This window comes from Caballeronia sp. A2-2 (genome assembly GCF_057612605.2).
In genome coordinates this window covers 399,316-417,645 of sequence record NZ_CM172588.1, presented here as the reverse complement: position 1 = coordinate 417,645, position 18,330 = coordinate 399,316, and the positions used below count along the sequence as shown (strand labels likewise).

General features: G+C 60.2%; 16 protein-coding genes and 1 pseudogene. 4 read left to right on the top strand and 13 right to left on the bottom strand.

Features of this window, described 5'->3' with window-relative positions; translation table 11 throughout:
* Positions 1-4: 4 nt before the first annotated feature.
* Complete coding sequence (locus ACZCWR_RS18130; RefSeq protein WP_487304367.1) at positions 5-1,090, bottom strand: HlyD family secretion protein; 1,086 nt, start codon at positions 1,088-1,090, stop codon at positions 5-7.
* A 169-nt stretch (positions 1,091-1,259) separates the two neighbouring features.
* Positions 1,260-2,201: a LysR substrate-binding domain-containing protein gene (locus tag ACZCWR_RS18125; protein WP_487304366.1), complete on the bottom strand. Its 942-nt coding sequence runs from the start codon at positions 2,199-2,201 to the stop codon at positions 1,260-1,262.
* A gap of 151 nt (positions 2,202-2,352) precedes the next feature.
* On the opposite strand from ACZCWR_RS18125, the gene ACZCWR_RS18120 reads away from it, so the two are divergent.
* Positions 2,353-2,889: a carboxymuconolactone decarboxylase family protein gene (locus tag ACZCWR_RS18120; protein ID WP_487304365.1), complete on the top strand. Its 537-nt coding sequence runs from the start codon at positions 2,353-2,355 to the stop codon at positions 2,887-2,889.
* Here the strand turns inward: ACZCWR_RS18120 and ACZCWR_RS18115 are convergent.
* The 3 genes from ACZCWR_RS18115 to ACZCWR_RS18105 are packed head-to-tail and all read right to left on the bottom strand — an operon-like array spanning position 2,886 to position 5,561.
* Positions 2,886-3,653 carry a slipin family protein gene (locus tag ACZCWR_RS18115; RefSeq protein ID WP_487304364.1) on the bottom strand — a complete coding sequence of 256 codons (768 nt, stop codon included), beginning with the start codon at positions 3,651-3,653 and terminating at the stop codon, positions 2,886-2,888. The two genes, ACZCWR_RS18120 and ACZCWR_RS18115, sit on opposite strands and share 4 nt — an antisense overlap.
* Before the next feature lie 23 nt (positions 3,654-3,676).
* The gene (locus tag ACZCWR_RS18110) at positions 3,677-5,029 is read right to left on the bottom strand and encodes an NfeD family protein (RefSeq protein ID WP_487304363.1); all 1,353 of its coding nucleotides are present in this window, start codon (positions 5,027-5,029) and stop codon (positions 3,677-3,679) included.
* A 52-nt stretch (positions 5,030-5,081) separates the two neighbouring features.
* Entirely contained in the window at positions 5,082-5,561 is a 480-nt protein-coding gene (locus ACZCWR_RS18105; protein ID WP_487304362.1) for a BON domain-containing protein, read from the bottom strand.
* A gap of 107 nt (positions 5,562-5,668) precedes the next feature.
* On the opposite strand from ACZCWR_RS18105, the gene ACZCWR_RS18100 reads away from it, so the two are divergent.
* Both ACZCWR_RS18100 and ACZCWR_RS18095 read left to right on the top strand, forming a co-directional pair.
* Entirely contained in the window at positions 5,669-6,088 is a 420-nt protein-coding gene (locus ACZCWR_RS18100) for a secondary thiamine-phosphate synthase enzyme YjbQ (RefSeq protein WP_487304361.1), read from the top strand.
* A gap of 34 nt (positions 6,089-6,122) precedes the next feature.
* Positions 6,123-7,400, top strand: a complete 1,278-nt coding sequence (locus ACZCWR_RS18095) for an aspartate carbamoyltransferase (protein WP_487304360.1) — start codon at positions 6,123-6,125, stop codon at positions 7,398-7,400.
* Positions 7,401-7,709: 309 nt separating this feature from the next.
* On the opposite strand, the pseudogene ACZCWR_RS18090 reads toward ACZCWR_RS18095, so the two are convergent.
* The 7 genes and pseudogenes from ACZCWR_RS18090 to ACZCWR_RS18060 all read right to left on the bottom strand — a co-directional run.
* A pseudogene (locus ACZCWR_RS18090) lies at positions 7,710-7,859 on the bottom strand (BrnT family toxin); the annotation flags it as partial.
* A gap of 148 nt (positions 7,860-8,007) precedes the next feature.
* Positions 8,008-8,778 carry a CDP-diacylglycerol diphosphatase gene (locus ACZCWR_RS18085; RefSeq protein ID WP_487304359.1) on the bottom strand — a complete coding sequence of 257 codons (771 nt, stop codon included), beginning with the start codon at positions 8,776-8,778 and terminating at the stop codon, positions 8,008-8,010.
* Positions 8,779-8,877: 99 nt separating this feature from the next.
* On the bottom strand, positions 8,878-10,356 hold the full coding sequence (gene hydA / locus ACZCWR_RS18080; RefSeq protein ID WP_487304358.1) for a dihydropyrimidinase: 1,479 nt from the start codon (positions 10,354-10,356) through the stop codon (positions 8,878-8,880).
* A 795-nt stretch (positions 10,357-11,151) separates the two neighbouring features.
* A complete protein-coding gene (locus tag ACZCWR_RS18075) occupies positions 11,152-12,639 on the bottom strand; it encodes an NCS1 family nucleobase:cation symporter-1 (protein WP_487304357.1) in 1,488 nt (495 codons plus the stop codon).
* Between the two features lie 38 nt (positions 12,640-12,677).
* Positions 12,678-13,964: an NAD-dependent dihydropyrimidine dehydrogenase subunit PreA gene (preA, locus tag ACZCWR_RS18070; RefSeq protein WP_487304356.1), complete on the bottom strand. Its 1,287-nt coding sequence runs from the start codon at positions 13,962-13,964 to the stop codon at positions 12,678-12,680.
* Positions 13,965-13,988: 24 nt separating this feature from the next.
* On the bottom strand, positions 13,989-15,323 hold the full coding sequence (locus ACZCWR_RS18065; RefSeq protein WP_487304355.1) for an NAD(P)-dependent oxidoreductase: 1,335 nt from the start codon (positions 15,321-15,323) through the stop codon (positions 13,989-13,991).
* 87 nt (positions 15,324-15,410) lie between these two features.
* A complete protein-coding gene (locus ACZCWR_RS18060; protein WP_487304354.1) occupies positions 15,411-16,700 on the bottom strand; it encodes an allantoate amidohydrolase in 1,290 nt (429 codons plus the stop codon).
* A 274-nt stretch (positions 16,701-16,974) separates the two neighbouring features.
* Here ACZCWR_RS18060 and ACZCWR_RS18055 point away from each other — a divergent pair, with 274 nt between their 5' ends.
* Positions 16,975-17,667: a TetR family transcriptional regulator C-terminal domain-containing protein gene (locus tag ACZCWR_RS18055; protein WP_487304353.1), complete on the top strand. Its 693-nt coding sequence runs from the start codon at positions 16,975-16,977 to the stop codon at positions 17,665-17,667.
* Positions 17,668-17,798: 131 nt separating this feature from the next.
* Here ACZCWR_RS18055 and ACZCWR_RS18050 read toward each other — a convergent pair whose 3' ends face one another.
* Positions 17,799-18,122 (bottom strand): DUF4148 domain-containing protein, encoded by a 324-nt coding sequence (locus ACZCWR_RS18050; protein ID WP_487304352.1) that lies wholly within the window; start codon positions 18,120-18,122, stop codon positions 17,799-17,801.
* Positions 18,123-18,330 lie beyond the last annotated feature (208 nt).

Genomic DNA, 18,330 nt, shown 5'->3' with positions numbered 1-18,330 from the left:
CGCCTTAGCCGTTCGTTTTGGTGAGATGCACTTTCACCGTCGCGGAAAGGCCGGGACGCAGCACGCTTTCTGCGCCCTTCGGCACGTCGAGCCGGATGCGCACCGGCACGCGCTGCACGATCTTCGTGAAGTTGCCGGTGGCGTTTTCGGCGGGCAGAACGCTGAAGGTCGCGCCGGTCGCAGGAGCAAGGCTTTCCACGTGGCCGGTGAAGGGAATGTTGGAAGCATCCAGTTCGACATCGGCTTCATCGCCGGCGTGCATCTTCTTGAGTTGATCTTCCTTGAAGTTGGCATCGACCCAAAGGCCGGTGGCGGGAACGATCGTCAGCAGCGACGTGCCGACGTTCGCCAGCACGCCCACCCGCGCCGTGCGATTGCCGACATAGCCATCCACCGGCGAACGGATCGTCGTGTACTCCACGTTGAGTTCGGCGACGCGGCGCGCGGCTTCGGCGGTCGCGACGCGCGCTTCTGCGTCCGCGATCTGCGCTTCGATCACCGTGAGTTGGCGCTTGGCCGCGAGCAGCGACGCGCCGCTCTTGTCCACCGACGCCTGCGCCTTGCTGTAGTCCGCATCCGCGCGTTCGACGAGTTGGTTCGACACGGCATCGTCCTTGACGAGTTCGCGGTAACGCACGCGGTCCTGCGCGCTGCGCGTGAGTTCCGCCGACGATGCGTGCACATCCGCCTGCCCCTGATTGATGACGGCGGCCTGCAACGCATCGCGGGCGCGCAGTTCTTCGACGGCCGCGCGTGCGCTCGATACTTCGGCGCTGGCCTGCGCGAGACGGGCGTCGTAATCGCGTGCATCGAGACGCACGAGCACTTGTCCGGCGCTCACGCGCTGGTTGTCCTGCACGAAGATGTCGGTGACGAAGCCGTTCACTTTCGGCGCGAGCACGGTGACATCGCCGCCGACGTAGGCATCGTCGGTCGTCTGGATGAAGCGCAGCACGAGCGCCCAGTAAGTCGCCGCCGCGATCAGCACGATCACGACGAGACCGAGCGCGAGCAGCATCCAGGGAATCCGGCGTGCGGGCCGCGCCAGCGCAGGCGCGGACGAAGGGAGATTGGTGGTGGGCGTCGTCATTTGATTGTGAAGTGCATATGCACCGTTCGTATGAGAAAAAGGGCAACTTTCGCTGCCTCGTCTAATCCGAAAGGCTAGATGTGCATATGCACCAAGTCAAGGCGCGCGCAGGGCACGAGATAAATGCAATGGCGGCAAGAATGGCGGGAGGATTCGTGCGGCGCGCGTTTCAGTCCCGCGACGCGGCCAATGAAGGAGCCTCGGCGCGCACATAGGGACGCTCGGCACAGAAGCGCACGGCATGTTCGACGAACGCGCGCACCTTGGCCGGCAGCAGCGCCCGCGAACTGTACGCGATGCGAATATCCGTCGTCGCACCGATCAGTTCGTACGCGGTCAGCAGCAAAACCAGCGAGCCCACCTCCACTTCGCGCTCGATCAGCGCACTTGGCAGCACGCCGATGCCGAAGCCTTCCATCACCATCTCGCGGTTGAAGACGGCGCTGTTCGAGGAAATATCGTAGGCAAGCGGCACGACAAGCTCTTCTCCGCCGATGCGAAACGTCAGCGCAGGCTTGCGAATCGACGATGAAAACGCCACGAACGCATGATCCGTCAGTTCGGACGGATGACGCGGCGCGGCATGCTTTTCCAGATACACAGGACTCGCGACCAGGGCCTGAGGAATGACTTCGAGCTGACGCGTGACGACCGTGTCCGTCGTCAGCATGAAAGGCAGCACGATGGCGAGATCGTAACCTTCGCCCACCAGATCGACGGGCCGCTCGGTCAGCGTCACATCGAGCCGCACTTGCGGATGCGCGCGCCGGAAATCGGCGACCAGCGGCGCGTAGCGATTCATCATCACTGTCGTGTGGGCGACCAGCCGCAAAAGCCCGGTGGCTTCGCTTGCGCGATTGGCGGCGCGTTCTTCCATCGCCTGGAGTTCGTCGAGCAAACGCGAGCAGTCGGTGAAGAAACGCTCGGCGGTCTCGGTGAGCGAAATCTGCCGCGTCGTGCGGTTGAACAGGCGGCTGCCGAGCCGTTGTTCGAGTGCCGCGATGGCGCGCGAAACCACCGGCGGCGAGAGCCCCAGAATATCGGCGGCACGCGCGAAGCTCTTGGCTTCCACCACCGTGCAGAAGACGCGCAGGTTCGTCAGATAGTCCATGGATCGACACTCTACAGCGAATGAGACGATCGCGCGGTTTTACGAGCCGCGCGCGCATTCACTCAGAGCGCGTGCAGACCTAAAGTTCATTCACGCCACGCAGCAATGCACACGGCAAGCAGTCAACCTCAATGAACTCAAGGAGTCGATCATGTCACGTCTCTCCCAGATCAATGTCAACGAAGCCACCGGCAAGCAAGCCGAATTGTTCGGCGCGATCAAGAAGGCAATGGGCCGTGTGCCGAATGCGTATGCAAGCGTTGGCACGCATAGCCCGGCCGTTCTCGGCGCAGCACTTGCGGGCGACGGCCTGCTCGCGAAAAGCAGCCTGGAAAAGCGCGATATCGAAGCCATCAAACTTGCTGTCAGCGAACTCGCCGGTTGTGATTACTGTGCCGCCGCGCATACGGCGGTCGCCAAAATGGTGGGCCTGACGCAAGTGGAAACGCAACAGATTCGCGCGGGCGAAGCCACCGGCAACGACAAGCGCGATGCACTCGTGCGCTTCGTGCGCACGGTCGCGGGAACGAGCGGCACGGTGGACGCGCAAGTGCTGAACGCCGTGCGTGAAGCGGGTTATACGGATACTCAGGTCGTCGAAACATTATTCGCGATGAGCGTCATCCACTTCACGAACCTGTTCAATCGCGTGAACGATACGACGGTGGATTTTCCTGCCCTCGTTTAAGGTCCGCTTTTTCCGAGCCGGTCGATCACTGCGCTGATGAGATCGATCGGCATCGGAAAGACAATGGTCGAGTTCTTGTCGCCTGCGATCGTCGTGAGCGTTTGCAGGTAGCGCAACTGCATGGCTTGCGGTGCCTGCGCCAGCATCTGCGCCGCCTGCAACAGCTTTTCCGATGCCTGCAATTCGCCTTCCGCATGAATGATCTTCGCGCGACGCTCGCGCTCGGCTTCGGCCTGACGGGCAATCGCGCGGATCATCGTCTCGTTGATGTCCACGTCCTTGATTTCCACGTTCGATACCTTGATGCCCCACGCATCCGTTTGTGCATCGAGGACGCGCTGGATGTCGGCGTTCAGACGTTCGCGCTCGGACAGCAGTTCGTCGAGTTCGTGTTTGCCGAGAATCGCGCGTAGCGTGGTCTGCGCAAGCTGGCTCGTCGCTTCCAGAAAGCGCGCGACCTGAATCACCGCTTTCTCGGGATCGACGACGCGAAAGTACACCACCGCATTCACTTTCACCGAGACGTTGTCGCGCGTGATGACGTCCTGCGGCGGCACGTCGAACACCACGGTACGCAGGTCCATGCGCACGACCTGCTGCACGGCCGGCACGATCAACACCAGCCCCGGCCCTTTCACCTTCCAGAAGCGCCCAAGCATGAACACAACGCCGCGTTCGTACTCCCGAAAAACGCGCACCGCCGACAGCAGCAGAATGACGATGAGCGCCAGAACCACGCCGGTAAATCCAAAAGTAAGCCCCATGTACGTGCCTCTTTGAGTTTGTTTCAATGTTCGATGACGGCGGGCAACGGCTCGATCGTCAACGTGAGTCCGTGCCGCGCCGTGACGCGCACACGTGCGCCTTGCGCGGGAAGTGCATCGCTCGATGCGGTTTGCACACGCCAGCGCTCGCCGTGAACCTGCGCCCAGTCGCCGTCGAGCATCACGCCGATGGTGCCGGGCAACGCTTCGCCGCCGCTCACGATGGGCCGCCGCCGCGCCTTCAGCGCGAGACTCCACACGGTGAAGACGAACAACGCCGTGACAAGCGCAAGCCCCGCGATCACGCCGACCGGAATGCCGAAGCCGGGTGCGTCCGTATCGATCAGCACCAGCGCGCCGATGGCGAACGCGATCAACCCGCCGATACCGAGCGTGCCGAACGTCGGCAGATAAAGCTCCGCAATAAGGAAGCCCAGTCCGAGCACGATCAGGCCGAGTCCGACGAGATTCACTGGCAGCAATTGCAGCGCGAACAAGCCGATGAGCAGGCAAATCGCGCCCGCGACGCCCGGCAGCACGAAGCCGGGATTGGCGAATTCGAAGAACAAACCGTAGACGCCGATCATCATCAGAATGAGCGCGACGCTCGGGTCGGTGATGGCGGCGAGAAAGCGCGCGCGCCAGTCGGGTTGCACGGCGATGACGGGTGCGTTGGCGGTCGTCAGCACTTTTTCGCCGCTTGCCGTGGTGATGTGGCGTCCGTCGAGCTTGGTCAGGAGATCGGGCAAATCGCGCGCCGTCAGATCGATCACCTTTTGTTCGAGCGCTTCGCTCGCCGACAGCGCGACGGCTTCCCGCACCGCGCGTTCGGCCCATTGCGCGTTGCGCGAACGCAATTGCGCCAGACCGCGGATATACGCCGATGCGTCCTGAATCTGCTTGCGCGTTTCCGCCGATTGCGCGCCTGCCTGAGACGCCGCACGGTCCGCGCTGCCGCCCATGCCGATTTGAACCGGCGTCGCCGCGCCTAAGTTGGTGCCGGGCGCCATCGCCGCGATGTGGCTCGCATACATGATGTAAGTGCCCGCGCTCGCCGCCCGCGCACCCGACGGCGCGATGAACGACGCCACCGGCACGGGCGAGGCAAGGATCGACTGGATGATCTTGCGCATCGACAGGTCGAGGCCGCCGGGCGTGTCGAGTTCGAGTATGACGAGTTGCGCGTGTTCGTCGGCGGCGCGCGCGAGGGAGCGAATCACGAAGTCGGCGCTGGCGGGGCCGATCGCGCCGTTCAAGGGAATCACGACGACGGGTGCATCGGCGGCGTGCGCACACGGCACAAGCACGCCGAGCGCGCTTATCAAAAACACGCAGCGGAAAAGATGCTTTAGCCAGTCGGCAAGGATCGTTGTCATGGCGAAGCCTGCGGGCATCGCTTGGGGTCTCGCTTCTAGCTTATGCCAATTCTCACTTGTGCACCGTCGTCCGATCGATCACGCGTTCGACATCGGCGGTTTCGCCGAGCGCGGACACGAAATGGGCGCGGTCGAAATCGCGCGAGACGCAGCCATCGATATAGACGAAGCGCCGTTGCAGCGTGAGCCAGAGCGATGTTTTCTCGCGCCATTGCAGCGACGCGTTGAGCGAGTTGAGGCGACGCGTCACCGATTCCGCGATCTCGTGGTCGTAGTCGTAACTGTTCGACAGACGGCAGCGCCCCGCGATCCAGCAGCTATTGCCGCGCTCGATGCGGTAGTGGGCGTCGTCGAGCCATTCCTTTTCGGTTTGGACGGGGCCGGGCGGCGCGGGACAATCGGCGATGGCGTTCGAGACGTGCAGGAAAGGATCGTTGCCGCGGTTCGTGCGGGCGGTGTCATCGGCGCGGGCGGGCGGCGCACTAAACGCAAAGAGGATCAGGATGGACGCAAGCAAACGGTCGGCTTTCATCGGACATGCCTCGTCGCGGACACATGCGAGCAGCATAGTGCAGCGATCCTCGCGCTGTCTTGCCGATACACTGTCGGCACGCGCACGCGCTTTGTATCGAGACCACAATGAAACAGGCACTCCACCATCTGACGGTCGCGACCGGTTCGCGCGGCCTGCATGAAGTCACGCGCGAAATCGATCGCTGGATCGATCTTCAGGGCATTCGAACCGGACTGCTCACGCTGTTTTGCCGGCATACGTCGGCCTCGCTCCTGATTCAGGAAAACGCCGATCCCGATGTGCGCGCGGACCTCGAACGCTACTTCGAAACGGTCGCGCCGGAAGCGCCGGGGCGGTATATCCACGATGCCGAAGGCCCGGACGACATGCCCGCGCATCTGCGCACCGCGCTCACCACGGTTCAGCTTTCCATTCCGGTCGAGGCCGGGCGCATGGTGCTGGGCACGTGGCAAGGCATTTACGTGTTCGAGCATCGGCGGGCGGAGCATCGGCGCGAACTGGTCTTGCATCTGATCGGCGAGTGACCTAATATACGCTCCGCGTACACAGGAGCGAAAAATGGTCAATCAGCAACAAGCAATGCTGCGCGACGCGATGCGTCGTCTGAACATGACGCGCGATGCATTCGCCGCGCGTATCGGCGTGACGCGGCGGGCGCTTGATACGTGGCTGCTGCCGGACGAATCCCCCGAATCCCGCGCGATGCCGGAAATCGCAGGTCGCTATGTCGGCGAGATTCTCAACGGCACGCCGAACGCGGACAGCGCTACGCAGAGCGTACAGACCGAGATTTCCTACGAAGGCCGTCCGCAACTCGTTTCCATCGACCAGTTTTCGCGCGATTCGGCCGAGGCGCTCTTTCGCGTGGCGGACATGATGCAACCCATCGCGCGCCGCCGCAAAATCACGCGCGTGCTGGAAGGCGCGGTGCTCGCGAATCTGTTCTTCGAAGCGAGCACGCGCACACGCGTGAGCTTCGGTTCGGCGTTTTGCCGGTTGGGCGGCTCTGTGTGCGACACGACCGGCTTTACGTTCTCGTCGATGGCGAAGGGCGAATCCATCTACGACACGAGCCGCGTGATCAGCGGTTACGCGGACGCGATTGTCGTGCGGCATCCTGAGCAAGGCTCGGTCGCGGAATTCGCGCGCGCGACGAACATTCCCGTCATCAACGCGGGCGATGGTCCCGGCGAGCATCCGAGTCAGGCGCTACTCGATCTCTATACGATTCAGCGTGAATTCTCGCGGCTCGGGAAGATCGTGGACGGCGCGCATATCGCGATGGTCGGTGATTTGAAATACGGGCGCACGGTGCATTCGCTGGCCAAGCTGCTGTCGCTGTATAAAGGCTTGAAGTTCACGCTGGTGTCGCCAGGTTCGCTCGAAATGCCGGCGCATATCATCGATCGGATCGCGCAAGGTGGGCATGTGATCGAACAGACCAGCGATCTGCATACGGGCCTGGCGGGCGCGGATGTCGTCTATGCCACGCGCATTCAGAAAGAGCGTTTCGCGGATGAATCCATCGAAGGCTATACGCCGGACTTCCAGATCAATCAGGCACTGGTCGATGCCGTGTGCGGACGCGATACGCTCATCATGCATCCGCTGCCGCGCGACAGCCGGCCCGGTGCGAACGATCTTGCGACCGACCTGAATCACGATTCGCGGCTCGCGATTTTCCGGCAGACGGACAATGGTATTGCGGTGCGCATGGCGATCTTTGCGATGTTGCTGGGCGTGGAAAATCAGGTGCGTCATTCTATGCGCGATGCGACTTGGAAATCGCCGGCTTCCGTTGGGCCGGATGATGCGGTGTTTCAGGGGTTTGATTGACAGTTGGATTCGGCATGCGTGAGTCGAATTGCGAATTCGGCTCACGCAGCGGAATTTCAACGCCCTTCCGCCTCGCCCTCACCCATCGCCGCCTTACCCACACGCAACACAAACGGCCTCAACTGCCTGAACTCTTCTTCGGAAAGGACGTAAGTGTCCGGGTCCATGTCGATCCCCCGCTGGATCAATGCTTCCTCCTCCGGCGTGTTCGTTCCGCGTTTGCTTGATACTGCGTTCATAGTGCGATTCCTCTCTGCTGTTGGCGCGGCGCAGGCTGATGATGCGCAACGACTCGACTCTTTGCGTGAAGACCACGCAGAAAATGCGATCCGGAAACGGCAAAAAACCCACTTCGCGAACCTCTCCATACTCACGACGCTCGTCCACCCGGCACATGACGCGTTCCCATTCGATCTCACGCGCAAGATCGAGAGGAAAGCCGTGCTGAATGCGATTCATCGCGTCCTTCACCGGATCAAACGTAATGTCGATATACATTGATTGTGCTCACACCTAGAAGAAGTAACAAGGTGCGAAAGTTCTGAATTTAGATCGACGATTGATCCGAACTCCGAACGATTCGCCGCACTTTATTCTTCAGCAAGCGTCACGGTTTTTCTATAGACCGTTCGGACGATGCACATGTGTGATCCTGCAATTCTTCGGCCGATGCCCAGTCACCCGGCTGAACGTGATCGTTGAGCAGATAGAACGCGGGCGCGCCGTCGCTGCGTACAGCGCCGACGAGCAACAACGTCTGATCGCCCATCGGCTCACCGCGTTGTGCCGCATACGGTGCGAGCAGTGCAAACGGATCGGTTTGATCGAGGTCGGCGTCGTCGATCCGCATCGCGCTGTAAAGATGACCGCGCAGACGCACCGGCAGCGGCGCCCATTGCGTGCCGATCGTCGGTCCCACTTCACGCAGCGTCCGCACGACATCCTGCGCGAGACAGTCGATATGAATATGCAACTGGTTCTGCGTGCGTCCGCTCATCGAATTGATGGCGAGGGAGACTTGATCGCGCGGCAACGTGCGCTTGAGTTTGTCATCGACATAAACGCGAGCCTGCCACGCATCGCGCCAATAATTGGGCGCGTTCGGTTCCAGCAATAAAGGACTTTCGATGCCGCTCACACGTGCCGTCGGAATCAACAAATATTGCGCGACGCCGACGAGATCCTTGAGCACCGCGTAACCGCCCGCGAGGTTCACGTCCGCGCATTTCTGCGTGACATGCGCACCTTCGGCAGCAGGCTCGCAATAGTCGTGGACGATTTCCCAAAGCGCGTTGGGATTCGCGGCATCGGCGGAAGGAGCGCCGAGCAGCAGCGCGGCGGTGAAGGCAAAAGCGTGGACGTGAGTGATGAATCGCATCGGCAATGATCCGGGGACGCAAAAAGAGTTAGCGTGCCGGATTATGCTTGCAGACGCGTGAACGCGTCAGAAATGCCCCACCAGGTGGGGCTTAAAGATTCATGCTGCATTCGGTTGTGCATCCCCCTCGCGCGGAACCGGATGCGGTTCTTTCAACTTGTTGACCACGCGCGCCGCTTCGAAGTACGACGCATTCGGCGGACGCTTGAGGTATTGCCCGGCACCGCGCACGGCCCGCAGATCGCCATCGGTCCATGCCAGCGCGCCGCGCGTGAGCGTGTGAGTGGCGACGCCTTGCACGGTCATGCCTTCGAACACGTTGAAATCCACTTTCTGATGATGCGTCTTCACGGAGATCGTGCGCGTCGCGTTCGGGTCCCACACCACGAGGTCGGCATCCGAGCCGACCAGCACATCGCCCTTGCGCGGATAGAGATTGAAAATCTGCGCCGCGTTGGTCGAAGTCACGCGCACGAATTCGTTCGGCGTGAGCCGTCCCATGTTGACGCCGTGATGCCACAGCACGCTCATGCGATCTTCCACGCCGCCGCATCCGTTTGGAATCCTTGTGAAATCCTCGCGCCCCATGGCTTTCTGCGATGCACAGAACACGCAATGGTCCGTCGCCGTCGTGTGAAGCTGGCCCGATTGCAGCCCGCGCCATAATGCTTCGCGATGCTCACTAGTTCTGAACGGCGGGCTCATCACATGCGCGGCGGCGCGTGTCCAGTCCGGGTCGCTATAGACGGATTCATCGATCACGAGATGGCCCGGCAGCACTTCGCCGAATACCCGTTGGCCTTCGTTGCGCGCGCGGGCGATGACATCGACGGCATCTTTCGCGGATACATGCACGATGTAGATCGGCACGCCGAGCACTTGCGCGATGCGGATCGCGCGGTTGGCGGCTTCTCCTTCCACTTCCGGCGGGCGTGATAACGGATGCGCTTCCGGGCCTCTGAAGCCTTTCTTCAGCAATTGCTTTTGCAACTGGAATACGAGTTCGCCGTTTTCTGCGTGGACGGTGGGTAATGCGCCTAGTTCCAGCGAACGGGTGAAGCTGTTCACCAGCACTTCGTCGTCGGCCATGATCGCGTTTTTGTAGGCCATGAAGTGCTTGAAGCTCGATACGCCGTGTTCATGCACGAGCAGGCCCATGTCGCGATGGACGCTTTCGTCCCACCATGTCACGGCTACGTGGAAGCCGTAATCCGATGACGCTTTCTCGGCCCAGCCGCGCCATTCCTTGAACGCTTCCATGAGCGGTTGTTTTGGGCTTGGGATCACGAAATCTATGATGCTTGTGGTTCCACCCGATAGGCCCGCTGCTGTGCCTGTGTAGAAATCGTCGCTGGCGGTGGTGCCCATGAAGGGCAGTTCCATATGCGTGTGAGGGTCGATGCCGCCGGGCATGACGTATTGGTTTCCTGCGTCGATTGTTTTTGTGTTTGCTGGCGGTTGGATGTTTTCGGCGATTTCCAGTATCGTGCCGCCGGATTCCGGGTCGGCGCATAGGATGTCGGCCCGGTAGGTGCGGTCAGGGGCGATGATGGTGCCGCCGCGGATCAGGGTTGGCATTTGAGGTTCTCTCCTTTTGCTTCGTGTCTCGTTTGATTGCGGTGAAGGCGCTTCTGTTGGTTGTGCTGTTTATTCAGTAGCCGCCTCCCCGGCGGGGGGGTAACTTTCTTTGCTGCTGCAAAGAAAGTCACCAAAGAAAGCAGCTTTTACCCCTCCGCACGCTGGCTGGAAAGGGTGGCCTGAATTAACCATACAGTGGCCGCAATAGAACTTCTTTCGTTTAGCAAAGCGCATGGGCAACCTCGCGATTTCGCACTCGAATTCTTCAGCGTTAGTGGACCGCATTCATTCCTTCGGCCACGCGCTACGCGCGCCGAGAGTAGAGAAACGGAACCCCGCAGCCTACTAGTGTCCAGCCACCTCAAACCTCCCCACACTATTGCTATTCGGCCCTACGTTCGCCAGCACTTTCATGGAAGCTCCCGTCAACTTAGGGCCCGATAGCGTGGATGCGATGCCGTCTGTTGAGGCTGGGCGCTCGCATGCTGCGGGGTTCTTCTCTTACTCTCTCAGCGCGCGCAGCGCATGGCCGAAACAATGAATGCGGTCCACTAAGAGTTGAGGCTTCGAGCATTTGATCGTAGGGTGCCTAAGCGGCTTGTTATGCGTAGGACATCCTAACGCGGCCACCGCAATCGTTAATCCAGACCACCCTCTCCAGCCATCGAGCATGGGGTAAAAAGCTGCTTTCTTTGGTGACTTTCTTTGCAGCAGCAAAGAAAGTTACCCCCCCGCCGGGGAGGCGGCTACTGCATAAACAACACAACCAACAGCAGCAGAACCACCAAAAAACCCTCAAACCCCAACCACTCCTCCACGAACGCCTCTAAAAACCTTCATCCAAGCCCCATAAACCACAGCAGCGATAAACAAGCCCACAAACCAAGCATACGTATAGATCACATTAAACACCGCAGGCACGCCAGAAAACGAACCCGGAAACGCCGTATGCAAAAACCCCGGCAAATTAGGTGCCACGCCTAACACAAGCGCCACAACAGCCGCCAAATTCCACCCCCCGCTATACGAATACTCCCCGTTCTCATCAAAGAGTTCCCGCTGATCGATCCGCGTCCCGCGAATAAAAAAGTAATCCACCATCATGATCCCGGCAACAGGCCCGAGCAACGCCGAATACCCCACGAGCCAGGTAAAAATATACCCCTGAGTGGTAGCCAGAATCTTCCACGGCATCATGACAATGGCGATAGTAGCCGTAATCATCCCGCCCGCGCGATAAGAAATCCCCTTCGGCCACAGGCTGGAAAAATCGTAAGCAGGACCAACAAGATTAGCAGCAAGGTTACAGCACATCGTATCGAGCGTGAGAATCACGAGGGCAACCCCAACTCCAATCCCCGTCATGCGGCTAGTGAGATCGATCGGGTCCCAGATAGCCTTGCCATAAATCACCACGGTAGCCGATGTCACAACAACAGAAATCACCGACAACAAAGCCATCGGCGCAGGCAAGCCAATCGATTGCCCGATGATCTGATCGCGCTGCGACCGCGCAAACCGCGTGAAGTCGGGAATATTGAGCGCAAGCGTCGCCCAGAATCCGACCATCGCCGTGAGGCCGGGCCAAAACGTCGCCCAAAACAGACCTTCTTTCTTGCCACCGGCCACGAATTGCGAAGGCGCGGAAAGCATCGAGCCAATGCCGCCTGCTTTAGTCGTCGCCCACCAGACAAGCGCAATACACATGACGACTTTAATCGGCGCAGACCAGCTTTCGAGCCAGCGAATGGAATCCGTGCCATGCAAGATGAAATAGATTTGCAGTGCCCAGAACACAAGAAAACACGCGAGCTGACCGATAGAAATATCGAGCATCGGCAACGCCGCACCATGCAATGCATTGCCAGTAAGAATATTCAACAACGTATAGATGGCACTGCCGCCGAGCCACGTCTGAATCCCATACCATCCACACGCGACGATCGCGCGCAACAACGCCGGCAACTTCGCGCCCTGCGTGCCGAACGACGAACGCACCAGCACCGCATACGGAATGCCGTGCTTCGCGCCGGCATGACCGATCAGCAGCATCGGCGCGAGCACGATCACATTGCCGAGCAACACGGTCGCCACCGCCTGCCACGGCGACATGCCCTGCTCCGTCAAACCCGCCGCGAGCATGTACGACGCAATGTTCATCACCATGCCGACCCACAGCGCCGCGAAGTGATACCACTTCCACGTGCGCTGCGCGGGACCGGTCGGCGCAAGATCGTCGTTGTATAGACTGCTCGCCTTCACGTCATGCACGGCTTGCTTCATCGGATGCGCTCCCGTAAAAAATGACGTTATCCTAAGGTTCAGGCGGCCTTGGCCGGTTCTTCCGCACCGACCCGCGCAGGATTGTTCGGATGCGTGGTCCAGTTCGAGTATTCACCCGCATCCACCCGTTCCATGGTGATGCACTGCTCCACCGGACACACATGCATGCAGAGATTGCAGCCGACGCATTCCGCATCCACTACTTCGAAATGACGCTTGCCGTCCTTCTCTTTCAAGATCGCCTGATGCGACGTGTCCTCGCATGCGATATGACACAGGCCGCACTGAATGCACTTGTCCTGATCGATGCGCGCCTTGATGTCGTACTGCATGTTGAGGTACTTCCAGTCCGTGACATTGGGCACCGCGCGACCGCGAATGTCGTCGAGCGTGGCGTAACCTTTTTCGTCCATCCAGTTCGAAAGGCCATCGGTCAGATCAGAGACGATGCGAAAGCCATAGTGCATCGCCGCCGTGCAAACCTGCACGCTGCCCGCGCCGAGCACCATGAATTCGGCGGCATCGCGCCATGAAGAAATACCGCCGATGCCCGAGATAGGCAGGTTCGGCGTTTCCGGATCGCGCGCGATTTCCGCGACCATGTTCAGCGCGATCGGCTTGACGGCCGGGCCGCAATAGCCGCCATGCGTGCCCTTGCCATCGACGGTTGGCATTGGCGCCATGGCATCCAGATCGACCGCGACGATCGAGTTGATCGTGTTGATGAGCGACACGCCATCCGCGCCGCCCTTGAATGCCGCGCGCGAACCCGTGCGAATGTCGCTGATGTTCGGCGTCAGCTTCACGAGACACGGCAGCTTCGTGCCTTCCTTGACCCAGCGCGTGACCATCTCGACATACTCAGGCACCTGCCCGACCGCCGCGCCCATGCCGCGTTCGCTCATGCCGTGCGGGCAACCGAAATTCAGTTCGACCGCATCGGCGCCGGTGTCTTCCACCTGCGTGAGAATCCATTTCCAGTCGCGCTCGTTGCACGGCACCATCAATGAAACGATAAGCGCGCGGTCCGGCCAATCACGCTTGACCTGCTCAATTTCGCGCAGGTTCACATCGAGCGGACGGTCTGTAATGAGCTCGATATTATTTAGTCCTGCCATGCGTTGCCCGTTCCATTGAACGGCACCGTAACGCGAACTGACATTCACCACATGCGGGTCGAGTCCGAGCGTTTTCCATACGACGCCGCCCCAACCCGCCTCGAATGCGCGATTGACGTTATAGGCCTTGTCGGTCGGCGGCGCGGACGCAAGCCAGAACGGATTCGGCGATGTGATGCCAGCAATGGTGCAAGTAAGATCGGCCATGTTTTTTCGGCTCCTTGTATGGGATCAGGCGGCTTTGATCGCAGTCAGCGCGAACGATGCATCGATCGACGCCGCCGCGAGCTTGCCATCCTGCACGGCCTGCACGGTGAGATCGAGTCCTTCATGCGTCGCGCAATCGCCGCCCGCCCACACCTTCGCGAGCGTGGTCTGACGGTTTTCATCGGTGACGATGCGTCCGCCATCGAGCGTCAATAATTCGGCATCCAGACCATTCTGCACGAGCGTCTGGCCGATTGCCTTGAGCACCATGTCCGCATCGATCGTGAAGCGTTCGCCTTCACGTTCGAATTCGACGCCTGTTACTTGGCCTTCCACGCCGATCAGCCGCACGGGCTTCGCATGCGTGACGATGCTCACGCCGTTGTGCTGCGCGAATTCGCGCTCGGCCCACGTCGCGCTCATGTTATCCACGCCGCGTCGATAGGCCATCGTCACTGACGCCGCGCCGAGTTTGCGGCTCTGCACCGCTGCATCGACCGCGGTATTGCCGCCGCCAATCACCACCACGCGACGTCCGACCGGCACGCGCGCGAGGTCATCGGCCTGACGCACTTGCTCGATGAAATCGACCGCATTCATCACGCCTGCAAGCAATTCGCCTTCTAACGCGAGTTCCCGCACGCCTGCAAGTCCGAACGCAAGGAACACCGCGTCGTATTGCTTGCGCAAATCGTCGAGCGTGAAGTCGCGGCCGAGCGCCATGTCCGTTTTTATCTCGATGCCACCAATCGAAACCAGCCATTCGATCTCGCGCTGCGCGAAATCCTCAACGGTTTTATAAGCTGCGATGCCGTATTCGTTGAGACCGCCCGCCTTGGCGCGCGCATCGAAAATCACGGCATGATGTCCCGCCAATGCCAGCCGATACGCGCAGGCAAGTCCCGCCGGCCCCGCACCGATAATCGCAATGCGCCGGCCCGTTTCCGGCGCGCGTTTGAACATGGGCTCGCCTTTGGCCATCGCCCAATCGGTTGCATGGCGTTGCAATGCGCCTATCTTTACAGGTTCGTCATCCTGATGATTCCGCACGCATGCGCCTTCGCACAGAATCTCCGTCGGGCACACGCGCGCACACATGCCGCCCAGCGGATTGGCCGAAAGAATATCCACTGCCGCGCCTTTCAAGTTGCCATTGCCGATCTTGCGAATGAAGCTTGGTATATCGATCTGCGTCGGGCATGCCTGCACGCAGGGCGCGTCGTAGCAATAGTGGCAACGGCTCGCGGCCGCTGCTGCGGCGGTGGCATCGAGCAAAGGCGCGACATCCGAGAATTCGCATGCAAGTTGTTCCTGCGATGCACGGCCGCCCGCGATGGCTTCTTTCGCTTTCATGGTCATGCGCGTTCCTTGTCTTCGGTTAAGACACTACCCGCCGTGCACGTGTGGGGCGTGCACGGTTTTCAGAACCACGTTTATTCGGATGTCTTACGAAGCCGGTTCCAAAGCACGCTCGACCATGGCATGCAGCAGCACGTTCGCGCCCGCTTCGATCCATTCAAGCGTGGCGTCTTCAACCTCGTTATGGCTGATGCCATCGACGCACGGCACGAACACCATCGACGTGGGCGCGACTTGCGAGAGATAGCACGCGTCATGGCCCGCACCGGACACCATGTCGCGATGCGAATAGCCAAAGCGCTGCGCCGCCGCCCGCACGGACGCAACGCACGCGCTATCGAACTTGATCGGCGCGTAATAGAAGATTTGTTCCAGTTCGGTCTGCAAACCAATCTCGCCTGCGATGCGCGCCACGCCATCACGCAAGGCGGCGTCCATCTGCGCGAGCACGGCATCGTCGGGATGACGGAAATCGACGGTGAAGAACACGCGGCCCGGAATCACGTTGCGCGAGTTCGGGTACACCTGCATCATGCCGACCGTCGCGCACGCGAGCGGCGCATGATTCAGCCCGATGCGATTCACCAGATCGACCACGCGCGATGCGCCAAGCAACGCGTCCTTGCGACGCGGCATGGGCGTGGGGCCCGCGTGCGCCTCTTGTCCGGTCAGCGTGATTTCATACCAGCGCTGACCCTGCGCATCTGTGACCACGCCGACCGTCTTGTCCTCGGCTTCGAGAATCGGCCCCTGCTCGATATGCAGTTCGAATGCCGCGTGTAACTTGCGTCCACCGCACGGCACATCGCCCGCATAGCCAATACGCTTGAGTTCCTCGCCGATGGTCTTGCCATCCACGTCCTTGCGCGAAAGGCCGTAATCGAGCGAGAACACGCCTGCGAATACGCCGGACGCCACCATCGCGGGCGCGAATCGCGAGCCTTCTTCGTTGGTCCAGATCACGACTTCCACCGGATGCTCGGTCTCGATGCCCTGATCGTTAAGCGTCCGAATCACTTCGAGACCGCCCAGCACGCCGTAGATGCCATCGAAACGTCCGCCCGTAGGCTGCGAATCCGCGTGCGATCCGGTCATGACGGGCAGCGCGTCGGGATTGCGTCCCGCGCGGCGCATGAACACGTTGCCCATCTGATCGACGCTCACCGTGCAACCCGCTTCCTTCGCCCAACTAACGATAAGATCGCGTCCGTCCCGATCCAGATCGGTCAGCGCCAGACGGCACACACCGCCTTTGGGCGTGGCGCCGATCTTCGCCATCGTCATGAGACTGTCCCACAGGCGCTGGCCATTGACCTTGAGAGCGGTATCGAGCCCAGCCTTCTCGATTTCCCTGAGTGCATCCGATGCCACGTTCATGCGTCTCGCTCCTTACAAAAGGACTTCGAGTGTGGGGGACTGCTTTTTAAGGTGCTTTTTATTTTTAGAGCGTCGTGCAAAACTTGTCCGACTGGACAGGTTTTAGCCGATCAAAATAAGCAAATCAATGACTTTTTGAATTCGCCGCGAACGAGCGCACGCAGGAACCGGCATGCCATTGCGATGCAGCATGACAGGCTCTCACGAACAAAGCCGCGTGCATAAAGCGCGCGATTCAGGCACGATGCGCCACACAAGGCATTCGGACGACACGATGAGACACGACGAAGCGGCGGCACGCATCGCCGAACATGAGAACGCTGCCCCGCCTTTGCGGCGGCGCAAGGCCCAGATTCGCGAGACCAACGAAGCGCAACTTCTCGCCTGCGCCGAAGCGGTTTTCGCGGAAAAAGGCCTCGAAGGCGCGAGCACCGCGTTGATTGCCGAACGCGCGGGACTGCCGAAAGCCAATCTGCATTACTACTTTCCGACGAAACTCGCGCTTTACCGGCGCGTGCTCGAAGACCTGTTCGAGGACTGGCATCGCGCGGCGGATACCTTCGAATGCAGCGACGATCCGGTGGAAGCGATCGGCGGTTATGTGCGCGCGAAGATGGAGTTGTCGCGGCGGCGTCCGCTCGGCTCGAAGGTGTGGGCGAGCGAGATCATCCAGGGCGCGAATCACATGCAGGACATTCTCACGGAACGCGTGAAGCCGTGGCTGGATACGCGCGTGATCGTCATCGAAAACTGGATCGTGCGCGGCCTGCTTGCCCCGGTCGATGCGCAGACCTTCATGTTCATGATCTGGGCGATCACGCAGCACTATGCCGATTTCGACGCGCAGATTCGCGCGATCAAGGGCAAGCGCGCGCTCACAAACAAGGCCTATGAAGCGCAAACGGAAGAGGTCGTGCGGCTGGTAATTCGTGCCTGTGGAGCCGTGTCGCCGCGCAAGGAGGGCTGATCGGCTCCATCGATCGCATAAAAAAACGCCAACTGCCCGAAGGCCGTTGGCGTTTTCTTTACTGCACACTGCGCTTCTCGCAACTTACTTCACTTCCTGCTGCACCTCTACTGCGCCCTGCCAAATATTGCTTAGTGGCCGAAGTAGACCGAGCCACGATCGGACATCGAGATATTCGAGCGCGCCGAACCCGAAGCCGACGAACCTGCCGTCGAACCGCCGTAGCTCGAATCGCCTTGCTGAGCATGCACGCGCGCTTCGGCGGCCTGAATGTTCTTTGGGTAATCCACGCGATCCGTCGACGGGTTGTAGCCCGCTTGTTCGAGTCGAACCAGATCCGCGCGCACTTCGGCGCGGGTCACCGGGCCGTTGTTGTCTTGCGACTGTGCGAAAGCGAAAGTCGGAGCGGCCAAAGCCGAAGCGATGACGAGTGCGGGAACGAATGCCTTGATCATGATGAACCTCCAGAAATCTTGTTTTGAGAGATCGAAGCCGGAATCGGGAATCGCTTTGTTTTTAAGCGCTTTCTGATTTCGCTTCGGTTGAAAACAAGTTTAGGAGGCGAAGGACATCGGGGAAACCCTAATTTGCACGAAACTTAATTGTTCCGGTTGCAATAATCAAATTCGCGGGGTAGGTGGATTTCGATCTGGTTGTTTTTTG